This is a genomic window from Nonomuraea rosea, from assembly GCF_039539705.1.
Lineage (GTDB): Bacteria > Actinomycetota > Actinomycetes > Streptosporangiales > Streptosporangiaceae > Nonomuraea > Nonomuraea rosea.
Genome location: NZ_BAABDQ010000003.1, coordinates 492,616 through 504,490, shown reverse-complemented (window position 1 = coordinate 504,490; position 11,875 = coordinate 492,616). Strand labels below are relative to the sequence as shown.

General features: G+C 73.3%; 11 protein-coding genes. 4 read left to right on the top strand and 7 right to left on the bottom strand.

The window, feature by feature from the left end; all coding sequences use genetic code 11:
• Positions 1-29: 29 nt before the first annotated feature.
• Positions 30-914, bottom strand: coding sequence for a sigma-70 family RNA polymerase sigma factor (locus ABEA43_RS09825; protein ID WP_345560440.1), 885 nt, complete (start codon positions 912-914; stop codon positions 30-32).
• Positions 915-1,008: 94 nt separating this feature from the next.
• On the opposite strand from ABEA43_RS09825, the gene ABEA43_RS09820 reads away from it, so the two are divergent.
• The gene (locus ABEA43_RS09820; RefSeq protein ID WP_345560438.1) at positions 1,009-1,458 is read left to right on the top strand and encodes a carboxymuconolactone decarboxylase family protein; all 450 of its coding nucleotides are present in this window, start codon (positions 1,009-1,011) and stop codon (positions 1,456-1,458) included.
• 56 nt (positions 1,459-1,514) lie between these two features.
• Here ABEA43_RS09820 and ABEA43_RS09815 read toward each other — a convergent pair whose 3' ends face one another.
• Genes ABEA43_RS09815 through ABEA43_RS09795 form a run of 5 tightly spaced genes read right to left on the bottom strand, consistent with a single transcriptional unit; the run spans position 1,515 to position 9,049 of the window.
• Positions 1,515-2,666 carry a VWA domain-containing protein gene (locus tag ABEA43_RS09815; RefSeq protein WP_345560436.1) on the bottom strand — a complete coding sequence of 384 codons (1,152 nt, stop codon included), beginning with the start codon at positions 2,664-2,666 and terminating at the stop codon, positions 1,515-1,517.
• Entirely contained in the window at positions 2,663-5,086 is a 2,424-nt protein-coding gene (locus tag ABEA43_RS09810; protein ID WP_345560435.1) for a DUF5682 family protein, read from the bottom strand. Before ABEA43_RS09810 ends, ABEA43_RS09815 begins: the two co-directional genes overlap by 4 nt.
• The gene (locus ABEA43_RS09805) at positions 5,083-6,147 is read right to left on the bottom strand and encodes an ATP-binding protein (protein ID WP_345560433.1); all 1,065 of its coding nucleotides are present in this window, start codon (positions 6,145-6,147) and stop codon (positions 5,083-5,085) included. Before ABEA43_RS09805 ends, ABEA43_RS09810 begins: the two co-directional genes overlap by 4 nt.
• Positions 6,144-7,565, bottom strand: coding sequence for a DUF5691 domain-containing protein (locus tag ABEA43_RS09800; RefSeq protein WP_345560430.1), 1,422 nt, complete (start codon positions 7,563-7,565; stop codon positions 6,144-6,146). Before ABEA43_RS09800 ends, ABEA43_RS09805 begins: the two co-directional genes overlap by 4 nt.
• Positions 7,566-7,579: 14 nt before the next feature.
• Positions 7,580-9,049: an SWIM zinc finger family protein gene (locus ABEA43_RS09795; RefSeq protein ID WP_345560428.1), complete on the bottom strand. Its 1,470-nt coding sequence runs from the start codon at positions 9,047-9,049 to the stop codon at positions 7,580-7,582.
• Between the two features lie 427 nt (positions 9,050-9,476).
• Between ABEA43_RS09795 and ABEA43_RS09790 the strand changes: the two genes are divergently transcribed.
• Both ABEA43_RS09790 and ABEA43_RS09785 read left to right on the top strand, forming a co-directional pair.
• Positions 9,477-10,022, top strand: coding sequence for a cupin domain-containing protein (locus ABEA43_RS09790; RefSeq protein WP_345560426.1), 546 nt, complete (start codon positions 9,477-9,479; stop codon positions 10,020-10,022).
• Between the two features lie 103 nt (positions 10,023-10,125).
• Positions 10,126-10,377 (top strand): dsRBD fold-containing protein, encoded by a 252-nt coding sequence (locus ABEA43_RS09785; protein WP_345560424.1) that lies wholly within the window; start codon positions 10,126-10,128, stop codon positions 10,375-10,377.
• A gap of 25 nt (positions 10,378-10,402) precedes the next feature.
• Here ABEA43_RS09785 and ABEA43_RS09780 read toward each other — a convergent pair whose 3' ends face one another.
• Positions 10,403-10,810, bottom strand: a complete 408-nt coding sequence (locus ABEA43_RS09780) for a GntR family transcriptional regulator (RefSeq protein ID WP_345560422.1) — start codon at positions 10,808-10,810, stop codon at positions 10,403-10,405.
• 128 nt (positions 10,811-10,938) lie between these two features.
• Between ABEA43_RS09780 and ABEA43_RS09775 the strand changes: the two genes are divergently transcribed.
• Positions 10,939-11,820 carry an aminoglycoside phosphotransferase family protein gene (locus tag ABEA43_RS09775; protein ID WP_345560420.1) on the top strand — a complete coding sequence of 294 codons (882 nt, stop codon included), beginning with the start codon at positions 10,939-10,941 and terminating at the stop codon, positions 11,818-11,820.
• The last annotated feature ends 55 nt before the right edge of the window (positions 11,821-11,875 follow it).

The following is an 11,875-nucleotide window of genomic DNA, read 5'->3' as shown; positions in this document are numbered from 1 at the left end:
GCTCCGGGCGGCAGGCAATATCGGCCGGCTCACTCCGGCTCCGGAAGGTCCATCGACGCGAGCCGGGCCGGGTCGATCACGACCGCGATGCCGGCGATCCGGTCGCCGGCGATGGTGAAGGACATGAGCGAGAACGGAGTGCCGTCCTCGCGCCAGGAGACGAACCCCGGAAGGCCGTTGACGAGCACCGCGAGCCCGCGCGCGGCCGTGCCGCCCGCGACGCGCGTGGCCGCGCCGGAGGCGACCTTGGTGGCCCCGAGGGCGACGATCACACCGTCGGCGGTGTCGACGGTCAGCTTCACCTCGGGGTCGAGCACGCGCAGCAACCCCTCGAAGTCGCCCCGGCGAGCGGCGGCCAGGAAGGCCTGGACCACCTCGCGCTGCTCCCGCCGGGCGGCCGCCGGCCGCTCGGTCGCCTGCACCTTCCTGCGGGCGCGGCTGGCCAGCATCTTGGCGGCGTCGGCGGACTTGCCGAGGATCTGGCCGATCTCGTCGAACGGCACCGCGAACAGGTCGTGCAGCACGAACGCCAGCCGCTCGCTCGGCCTGAGCGACTCCAGGACGACGAGGAGCGCGAGCCCGACCGAGTCGGCGAGCGCCACGTCGTCCTCCGGCGCGAGACTGTCGTCGACCGTCACGACGAGCTCGGGCAGCCGGTCGTCGTAGGACGCCTCGGGGCGGGCCTGGCGCGAGCGCAGGACGTCGAGGCTGATCCGGCCGACCACGGTGGTCAGCCAGCCGGCGAGGTTGTGGATGGTCGCCGTGTCCTGGCGGGAGAGCCGCAGCCAGGCCTCCTGGACCACGTCCTCGGCGTCGGCGTGCGATCCGAGCATCCGGTAGGCGACCGCGCGCAACCGGTCGCGCTGCGCCTCGAACATCTCGGTCACCAGGTTCGTCGGGCTGGCGTCTGGCATGTTGTTACCTTCCTCAGATCCGCTCCGTCATGGGTGATGACGAGCCCGGAAGGGCGCAGGTAACCGAATAGCCACCCATGAAGGAGCAAGAACGATGGAAGCACGTATGAAGAGCGCGGCGAACGCCGATGTGATGACGGCGATCCAGGGCCTCTACAAGGCGATGTACGCCGGCGGCGTCGACCCCCGCGTACTCGGGCTGGTCCACCTGCGGGCCAGCCAGATCAACGGCTGCAGCCCGTGCGTCTTCGCCGGGGTCGAGTCGGCGAAGAAGCAGGGCGAGACCGACGAGCGGCTGCACAACGTGGTCGCGTGGCGCGAGACGCCGTTCTTCACCGAGGAGGAGCGGGCGGCGCTCGCGCTGACCGAGTCGGCCACCCGGATCCAGGACGGCGCGCCGGGCGTGACCGACGAGATCTGGGACGCCGCCGCGGCGCACTTCGACGAGAAGCAGTTGTCCGCGATCATTCTGAACATCGCGCTGACCAACTTCTTCAACCGGATCAACCGCACGATCCGGGAGCAGGCCGGCAAGTCCTGGTGAGTGGGGCGGGGTGTCATCCACCCGGGGCTCCCCTGGTGGATGACACCCCGCACCCCCTACGCTCCTGTGCCGACGTGCCGCTCGGCCCACTGGGCGAGGTCGCGGCGCTCGATGGCGGCCGCCATCAGGTCGGGGAAGGCATCCGGGGTGCAGGCGAACGCCGGCACGCCCATCGCGGCCAGCGCGGTGGCGTTCTCGTGGTCGTAGAACGGCGCGCCCTCGTCCGACAGCGCGAGCAGCACGACCACCTGGACGCCGGCCTCCGTCATCGCGGCCACCCTGCGCAGCATCTCCTGCCTGACACCGCCCTCGTAGAGGTCGCTGATCAGGATGAAGATCGAGTTCGCCGGACGGCTGATCAGGCCCTGGCTGTAGGCGATGGCCCGGTTGATGTCGGTGCCGCCGCCGAGCTGGGTCCCGAACAGCAGCTCGACCGGATCGTGGAGCTGATCGGTGAGATCCACCACCGACGTGTCGAACACGACGAGCGACGTCTTGAGCGACCGCATCGACGCCAGCACCGCCCCGAACACGCTCGAATAGACCACCGAGGCCGCCATCGACCCGCTCTGGTCGATGCACAGCACGACCTCACGCTGCACCGAACGCTGCCTGCGCGCGTAGCCGACCAGCCGCGAGGGGACGATCGTGTTCTTCTCCGGCAGATAGTTCTTGAGGTTGACGCTGATCGTCCGGTTCCAGTCGATGTCCGCGACCCGCTTGGGCCGATGCGTCCGCGCCGAGCGGTCGAGCGCCCCGGTCACGGCCGCCCTCGTCTTCTGGGCGAGCCTGCGCTCCAGCTCCCGCACCACCTTGCGCACCAGCGCCCTGGCCGACTCGCGGGCCTGGTCGGGCATGACCTTGTTGAGCGCGAGCAGGGTGCCGACCAGGTGCACGTCGGGCTCCACCGCCTCGAGCATCTCGGGCTCCAGCAGCAGCCTGGTGAGGTTCAGCTTCTCGATGGCGTCCTTCTGCATGACCTGGACGACCGTGGTCGGGAAGTACGTCCGGATATCGCCCAGCCAGCGGGCCACCCGAGGGGCCGACGCGCCGAGGCCGCCCTGCCTGCCGTCGCGGTCGTCGTACACGGCCGCGAGGGCCGCGTCCATCTGAGCGTCCACACCCTCCAGGCCGCACCCGGTGCCGTCGGCGTCACCTCCGCCCAGCACCAGCCGCCACCTGCGCATCCGCTCGTCCTGCCCGCTCATCCGCCGTCCCTCCCGATGATCGCCAGCACGGTGGCGACGGCCGCGGCCGCGCGCCGCTCGTCCACGTCCTGCTCCGCTTCCGCCTGTCCGCGCCCGGCCGAGCGCAGCCGCTCCCCGACCGCCCTCCGCTCCGGTACGGCGAAGCCGCCGAACGTCCTGCGCAGCAGCGGCAGCACGTCGGTGAACTGGTCGCCGGACAGCCCGGTGAGCCAGCCGTCGACGAGGGCGAGCAGGCGCGGGTCGTGCACCAGCAGCAGCCCGCCCCCGGACAGGAACCCCTCGACCCACGCCGCCGCCCTGGCCGGGGTCTGCCCTCTGGACATGGCCCTGGACATGCGGTCACCCGCGTCCTGGAGCTCACCGGAGTCGAGCAGGATCCTGGTCAGGCGGCCTTCGATGAGCCCGTGCAGGTCCTGGCGGTCGCTGACACCGCGCAGGGTCACCAGCCACCGGCTCCGCGGCGACCCACCGCCGGCGTCCGTCTCACTACTGGGCGGCGCGGCGTCGCCGAGGAGTGCGACCGCCGTGTGCACACCGTCCACGTGTTTCAGCAGGTCCGCCGCAGCGTCGTCGTCCAGCCCCGTCACGGCCACCGGGAGGCCGACGCAGATCCGTTCCAGCATCGACCGCACGATCACCGCCAGCCCGTCGGCCGAGGTGCCGCGGACGTCGCCGTACCGATGCGCGCGCACCATCGCCGGCAGCGCGGCCATCAGATGCGTCACGTCGGTGTCGAGTGCCGCCTTGGCCGACAGCGCCGCCAGCACCTCGGGCAGCGCCTCGGGCAGCTCGGCCAGCAGGCACAGCTCCACGAGCGCGGTCAGGTCCGCCAGCGCCGCCGACTCGGCCCCCGCCTGGTCCCTGGCCCGCTGCGCGGCGGCCGAGAGCACGGTGGTGCCCAGGGCGGCGTGCTCGATGAGCGCGAGGTCGTGCTCGGGCCGCCACTGCAGCGTCCACGGCTCCCTGAACGTCCCCTTGCCCCGCGACTCCCCCAGCGCCCCCCAGCCGACGCCGAGCAGCCGCAGCCGGTGCAGCAGGTGGCTGCGGTCGAGGTCGAGCGGCTTGCGCAGGTCGAGGTCGATCTCGCGGTCGAGCGCCTCGGGCTTGAGCTTCAGCCGCCGCTGCTGCTCGCGCAGGTCCCGCTGGAGCGGCACCATCGGCGTGCCGTCGGTGACGTGCCCGAGCCGGTCGCTCACGACCATGCGCCGCTGGATCAGCTCGACGGCCAGGTCGTCGCCCTCGCACAGCACGGCCCTGGCCGCCTCGGTGACCTCCCCGAGCCCGGCCAGCGGCCGGCCGCGGAGCGTCGCCAGGCTCTCGGCCAGGCGTACGGACTCGATGACGTGCGCGGACGAGACGGGCAGCCCTTCGTCGCGCAGCACCGCGGCGGCCGCGGCCAGCCACCGCTCCACGGGCCGGTCAGGCGCGCCGAACAAGTGGTGGTACCAGCCGGGTGAGGTGATCCCCGCGCCGTAGCCGCTCCAGGAAGCCAGCCGCCCGTACGTCCACGGCACCCACGTCAGCTCGGCCTTCACCTTGGGCAGACCGCGCAGGAGCGCGTTGTCGGCCGTGGCCGGCGGAAGCGGCCCGGTCAGCGCGGGGACGTGCCAGGCGCCGCAGATCACCGCGATCCTCGTGAATCCCGCTTTCAGGGCCGCGCGCAGGGTCTTGCGCATGTGCGCCTCGCGCCTGGCCTCCCGCTCGTCCGGCTCGTAGCCCTCGCGTACGGCGGCCATGGCCTCGGCGATCACCTCGAAGGGCGTGTCGCCCCGGTGCTCGACGACGTCCTCCCACCAGCGTTCGGGATCGTCGTATCCGGCCGCGGCGGCCAGCGCGCCGATGGGATCGCCGTGCAGCCCGGACCTCGCCTCCGCGGGGGCCGCCCCCGGGCCGGGAGCCTCATCGGCGGGGGCGCTTCCCGGGGCGGGAGCCTCGTCGTCGCGGTCGCCGGCCAGCGAATGGGCCGCGGGCAGGTCGCAGAAGCGTACGGGGATGCCGGCGGCGGCGCCGTACAGGATGGCCTGCCATTCCGGCGAGAACTCGGCGAACGGCCAGAAGGCGGCGCGGGACGGCTGCCCCGGCACGTGGGCCAGCAGCGCGACCGGCGGCTCCAGCTCTGGCGCGAGCGCGACGAGGGCGTCGGCCTCCGGCGGGCCTTCGATGAGCAGGGCATCGGGCCGCAGGCGGTTCAGCTCCGCCACGACGGCCCGCGCGGACCCCGGCCCGTGATGCCGCACGCCCAGGACGAACACATCCGCACCGCCACCCCGCCCCGGACCCGTCGCACCGCCACCCTGCCCCGGACCCGTCGCGACGTCATCCCGCCCCGGACCCGTCGCGACGTCATCCCGCCCCGGACCCGTCGCGACGCCGCCCTGTACCGGGCCCGCTGCGCTGCCGCTCTCCTGGGTGTCGCTCATGAGACCTCTCGGCACGCGCGGTAGAAGTCTCGCCAGTCCTTGCGCTCGCGGACCACGGTCTCCAGGTATTCGCGCCACACCACCCGATCGGAGACCGGCTCCTGCACCACCGCGCCGACGATCCCGGCGGCCACGTCGGCCGGGCGGAGCACCCCGTCGCCGAAGTGGGCGGCCAGCGCGATGCCGCTGGTGAGCACCGAGATCGCCTCGGCCGTGGACAGGGTGCCGCTGGGCGACTTGACCTTGGTACGCCCGTCCTCGGTGACGCCCGCGCGCAGCTCGCGGAACACCGTGACCACCCGCTGGATCTCCGCCAGCCCCGTCGTCGTCTCGGGCAGCGCCAGCGAGCGGCCGAGCTGGGTGACGCGGCGGGAGACGATGTCCACCTCCTCCTCGGCGGTGGCCGGGACCGGCAGCACGACCGTGTTGAAGCGGCGGCGCAGCGCGCTGGACAGCTCGTTGACGCCCCTGTCGCGGTCGTTGGCCGTGGCGATCACGTTGAACCCGCGCTCGGCCTGGACCTCGCGGTTGAGCTCCGGGATCGGCAGGGTCTTCTCCGACAGGACGGTGATCAGCGCGTCCTGTACGTCGGACGGCATGCGGGTCAGCTCCTCGACGCGGGCGATGCGGCCCTCGGCCATGGCGCGCATCACCGGCGACGGGGTCATCGCCTCCATGGACGGCCCCTCGGCCAGCAGCCTGGCGTAGTTCCAGCCGTACCTGATGGCCTCTTCCGCGGTGCCGGCCGTGCCCTGCACGAGCAGCGTCGAATCGCCGCTGATGCCGGCCGCCAGGTGCTCCGACAGCCACGTCTTGGCGGTGCCGGGCACGCCGAGCAGCAGCAGCGCGCGGTCGGTGGCCAGCGTGGCGACGGCGACCTCGACGATGCGGCGCGCGCCCACGTATTTGGGGCTGATGCGGTCGCCGTCGCCCAGGATGTACGTGGTCACGGCCCACGGCGACAGCTTCCAGCCCGGCGGTCTCGGCCGGTCGTCGTCCTTGGCCAGGACGGCCAGCTCCTCGGCGTACTGGTCTTCGGCGTGCGGTCGCAAAACGGTCATGAGACGAGCTCCTTGTACATGTCTGCACGGAAACGCAGCAGGGCGGCGACCTGCTGGATGGACTCCACGGGCGAATAGCTCTCGGCCAGGAGGAACAGGGCCGGATCGATGCGCTCGCCCGCCAGCTTGACCAGCTCGCCGAGGTTCCAGGGCTGCGTGGTGGCCACCTTCACGATCTTGCGCAGGACGGCCGTGGCCAGGCCCTCGCGCCAGTGGGACGAGACGCCGCCCAACACCATGATCAACTGACTGTCCAGGTCATGCTTTTTCACGAAATCGGCGGCGAGTTCCTGCTGCTCTTCCGGCGGCAGCGACTCCAGGAGGTCCGCGATCGGGTCCCACCCGAACATCGCCCGCGCCCACTCCGGGTCCTTCTGCAGCACGGCGGCACGCACCCAGGCGGCCTTCACCTCGGCGTCCCAGTCGGGGATCTTCAGCTTGAGCAGCGCGGCGGGCGGCCCGCCCCAGATCGCCAGCGGGGCGCGGGCGATCACCTGCTGCAGCCACCAGGCCCGTTCGCCGATGCCTCTGGGCGGTTTCAGGCGGATGCCGTCGCGTTCCATCGCCTTGTCGCACTCCTTGGGCGGGTCGACGGCGATGGTCTGGCGGGTGACGGTCACGCACGCGCTCACCCGCCCGGCCATCCGCTGGGACATGCGCGAGCCGGGAAGCCGGGTGAGCAGGTTCGCGGCGGCCTGGCGCACCTCCCTGCGGCGGTCGTCGAGCGCCTCTTCCAGGAACGGCTCGTCTTCCATGCTCAGCCCGCCGGCCAGCACCTCGACGAACTCGGCCCGGTCGTCGGGCGTCTCCCCCTCCCAGGTGCTCTCCAGCAGCCGCCTGGCCCGCGCCGGGTCGGCCGCCCTGAGCGCCCGGAGGTGGGCGAGCCGGTCGGCGGCGCCGCCCAGCTCCCACGTCTCGCCCGTGGGCTCCTCCAGCAGGTAGTCCCAGCCGGGGCCGAGCGCGGCCAGCCACCTGCCGCGGCGGCCGGCCAGCACGCCGAGATGCACCCTGATCGAGCGGTCGCGCCTGCCCTTCTCCAGCAGCTCGGGCAGCACGTAGGCGGGCACCCTGCGGCCCGTCGCGGCCGCGGCGGCCAGCCACTCGGGCAGCAGCCGCTCGTGGTCGCCGCCGATGATCCGCACCAGCCGCTCAGCCGCCCGCCGCCCCACCGCCGCCTGCTCCTCAGCGGGCGCGGGCCGACCGGCCTGCTCCTCGCCGTCGGCGGAGCCGCCGAGCTGGGCTTCCTCGGACGCCGGCGCTTCGGACGCCGTCCGCGGCTCTCCGGGTGCGGACTCCGGCGGGCCGGTCTTGCCCGGTCGGCGGCCGGCTCGCCGTCGCGCCACCTCGACGGCCGCGTCGGCGAGCAGATCCCCTTGGTACGGCCTGCGGTCGGTGCCCACCAGAGCCGCAGACGCCAAATCCTCCCAGCTCGTCACAGGATCACCGCCGTTCCCTCGTCGTCCCAGGTCGTCAGGGGTCGCAGGCCCCTCGGGGTCCATTCGGCGGCCACCGTCAGCGGATGCCCGCCGGAGACCGCGATCAGCCGCCAGGGGTCGCGAGCCCGGGGATGCAGCGGCAGACCGCCGATCGACGCCCGTGCAGGCACCACCCCGGCCAGCACGACCGGCCACGACTCGGTCCACGGATCCTCGCCGAGCGCCCTGGCCACCTCGTCCAGCGCCTCCTCCGGCGACATGCCCGGCGGCACGGCAGAGACCGCCGCGCCGCCTTCAGCCACGGGCACGGCCGTCCCGTGGCGGGCCGCGACCAAGGCGCGCAAGGGGGCCGCGCCCGGGTAGAAGGTGAGATCGGCGTCGATCGTGACGCCCGTGACCAGGGATGCGTCCAGCGGCTGGCCCTGCGGGGCGAACGAGAGCACCAGCGCGGGCCGCCCGGTGCCGCGTCCGCGCAGCCAGACGCGGCGGGCCGTCAGCCGGTCCTGCTCCTCGTCGCGCCGCCCGAGCACGTCCCACCGGTCGCGCACCGCCGGCCCGGCCAGCACCTCTTCCCTGGTGACGGGGAACCCGGCCCTGATCAGCACCGTCTCGGCCAGCGGGCCGGGCAGGGCGGCCCGGCGTCTGTAGGCGACGGCGAGCAGGTTGACCAGCGCGTATTCCTCCAGGAGCCGGCCCGGCCAGTCGTCCTCCGACCTGACCTGGGACAGCCGGGACACGACTCCCGCCGCTCCGGGGGCCTGCGCGTCGATGAGGCGCTTGGCCAGCCCGTCCCACTCGTGCGGCGCCGCTCCGGCCAGCCCTTGGCGCACCTGGTCGGCCAGCCAGCGCTCCAGCTCGGCCAGCCCGGCGGCGACGCGCGCATGACGTACGGACTCACCGCCCGCGCCCGCCTCACGCGCCCGCCCCGAGGCCGCACCCCCGGCCCCGGCCCCGGTTCCGGATGACCCCGACCCGCCCGAGCCTGGGGCCGCACCACCCGCAGTATCCGATCCCGCAGCGCCTTCCGAGTCACCCGAGCCCGCAGCGCCGCCCTCACCGCCCTCGACGCCCGAGTCGGCCTGGGCGGCGGCCTTGGCGCGGGCGGCCTCGATCTTGGCCGCCGACTTGGCGGCGCGCTCGGCCCGCGACTCCAGCCACTCCGTCACCCACTGCGGCGCCGCCTCCTGCACCGGCACCCCGTCCGCCGACCACATGAGCAGCAGCCCGAGCGCGTGCTTGCACGGGAACTTGCGGCTCGGGCAGCTGCACCGGTAAGCGGGCTCGGTCAGGTCGACGCAGGCCAGATAGGGTCTGGCCCCGCTGCCCTTGCACTCGCCGTACAAGACCGTGCCTGTCGTGCCGCGCAACGACCATTTCCCGGGCGCCGCGATCCCCTGCGCCGCCTTCTGGGAAGGTGCGTCGGGGGCGAGAGCGAGCACCTGATCACGGCTCCACCGTTCGATCACCTGCCGCAGACTAGCCAGCCCGACCGACATTTCGCCGCCAGTCCGGATGATCCGTTCACGGCCCTCCCGAAAGCCGGGAGGGCCACGAAACCACCCCGCCGTGACCTCGGCCGCGGACAGGTAGGAGCCGCCGAGCGCCCGGGCGCCTTCGAGCCGCACGTGACGCGCCTCGGCCCCGGCGAAAGCGGTCGTCTGCAGCCGCGCGTCGCCCGCTCACGTGCCGGCCGCGACCTGCGTGACGGCCGTCGGCGCTCACGTACACCTTGTGGCCGAGGATCGTGCCGTTCAGGTTGCCGGCGACTGGTACCCGACCTCGCCGACCTGCCGGACCTCACCCAGATCGAGGGTGAGCGACTGCGGCAGCGGGGCGGGCGCGCCCTCAGACCGCCCCACCTTGTCCTTGAAACATCGGCATAAACTCTCCGGGATGGAGCTACGGATCTACCCCCACGGCCCGTCCGTCCAGGTCACCGACGAGGCCGCGGCCCTGGCCAGCCCGCTCGACGGCCAGCTCGTCCTCGACGGGACCCGCTTCCTGCGCAGGGATGTCACGGGAGCGCCGGTCGCGTTCGTGGACCGCCCGCCCATCGCCGCGGCGCTGGACCTGCTCCCCCACCCCGAGGGCGGCTGGTTCCGCGAGACCTGGCGCTCGGCGGTCACCTTCCAGCCGGACGGCTATCCGGGGACGCGGGCGAGCGCCACCGGCATCTACTTCCTGCTGCAGCCGGGCGAGGAGTCGGTCCCGCACGTGGTCAGGTCGGAGGAGGTCTGGCTGTGGCACCGCGGCGGGCCCCTGAGCCTGACGATCGGGGACACGACGGTCACGCTGGGCCCGCAGGTGGAGGACGGGCAGGTGCCGCAGGCGATCGTGCCCGGCGGGGTGTGGCAGTCGGCCCGCCCGGCCGCCGCCGAGCCCGTGCTGGTGAGCTGCGTCGTGTCACCCGGCTTCGACTTCGCCGACTTCTCCGCCTGAGCCCGCGACGACGCGGACCCGCGCCCCCGGAGCCGAGTGCGGGTGCGGGTTTAGCGGCCTCGGGCGGGGCAGCCGTGTGGTCATGGAGGCCAAAGAATGGATCGTGCGGATCGATCTCGATGAGGACGGCGACGAAACCTCGGCGCGGGCGACGCTGACGACCGACGGCGGCGGCCAGGCGACGGGAACGGGCCGGGCCCGCCGTAATCCCGCCGACCCGGCGGTGGCGGAGATCGGCGACGAACTGGCCGCCTCGCGTGCCCTGGCCGACCTGGCCGCCAAGCTGGCCACCATGACCAGGCACGACATCGCCGGCAGCGCGCCGGACTCGCCGCCGCCGGCACGTTCGTGGTGATCCCCCGGCACGAGAACGGCGGGCGTCACGTCGCCGAGCTCATCTTCCGAGGCTTGACGCAGGTCCCGCGCCCGGGCACGGACTCCACGAGGCCCGACTGCCGCAGCGCCGCCACGGCTCTGCGCACGCGGGCGCGGCTGACGCCGTAGTCGCGCATGAGACGTTCCTGGGACGGGATCGCCCGGCCGGGAGGCAGCTCGCCGCGGCGGATGCGGGCCAGCAGGTCCTCCAGGAGGTACTGGTCCACGAGATCGGTGTAACGCGGGCTGCCCGTCTCGTCCGTCAGCATGGTCGTCCACGGGATCGGGCAGGGCGAGGGATGCCCGGGGTCCGGGCACAGCAGCCGCTGGATGCGCTCCTGGAGGTCCTCGGCCTGCTCCCTGGTGGCATAGACGCCGACGCGGACCTCCCGGAGCGCTCTGTCGTCGGGCAAGACACGTCTCCTCTGATCTCCGTCCGCGACAGTCTGCGCAGGTGGCGGCCCATCCGGCAACCCGTTTTCACCCCAAAACGAGTTGACGCCCGCGCGCGGCGCCGCTGAAATGGCCTCTCATGGGCAGAATGCACGCCGACGAAGTCGGCACCGACGTCGCGCTCGTGCGCCGGTTGCTGGCCGGTCAGTTCCCGCAGTGGGCGGACCTGCCCGTCGAGCCGTTCGACTCGCCGGGGACGGTGCACGCCATCTACCGGCTCGGCGACCACCTGTCCGTACGGCTCCCGCTCGTCGAGTGGGGCAGCGAGGACGTGGAGAAGGAGCAGCGCTGGCTGCCGCGGCTCGCCCCGCTGCTCCCCGTCGCCATCCCCGCCGTGCTCGGCAAGGGCGTCCCGGCCGAGGGCTTCCCCTGGCCGTGGTCCGTCTGCCGCTGGCTCGACGGCGGCAATCCCGACGCCGGCCGGCTCGCCGCCGATGCGCAGACGGCGGGGGCGCTGGCCATGGATCTGGCGGGGTTCGTCGGGGCGTTCCGGCGGATCGAGCTCCCCGGCGGGCCGCCCGCGTACCGTGGAGGGTCTTTGGCCGAGCAGGACACGGCGACGCGGGCGGCGATCGCCGAGCTGAAAGGGCTGATCGACACCGACGCCGCCACCGCCGCGTGGGACGCGGCGCTGCGCGCGCCCGAGTGGGCGGGCCCGCCCGTCTGGGTGCACGCCGACCTGATGCCCGGCAACCTGCTCGTCGCGGACGGCCGGCTCACCGGCGTGATCGACTTCGCCACCACGGGCGTCGGCGACCCGGCCTGCGACCTGATCATCGCCTGGAACCTGCTGCCGCCCCGCGCCCGCGAGGAGTTCCGCGCCGGGCTGAACCCCGACGACGCGACCTGGGCCCGAGGCCGGGGCAAGGCGCTGTCCATGGCCCTCATCCAGCTCCCCTACTACCTCGGCACCAACCCGGCCATCGCGGCCAACGCACGGCATGTGATCTCCGCGGTGCTGGCCGGCTGACAACAGGGCTCCTTGGGTTTTTTCCGGCGGGATGATTGTCTGTCCGGAGGAACTA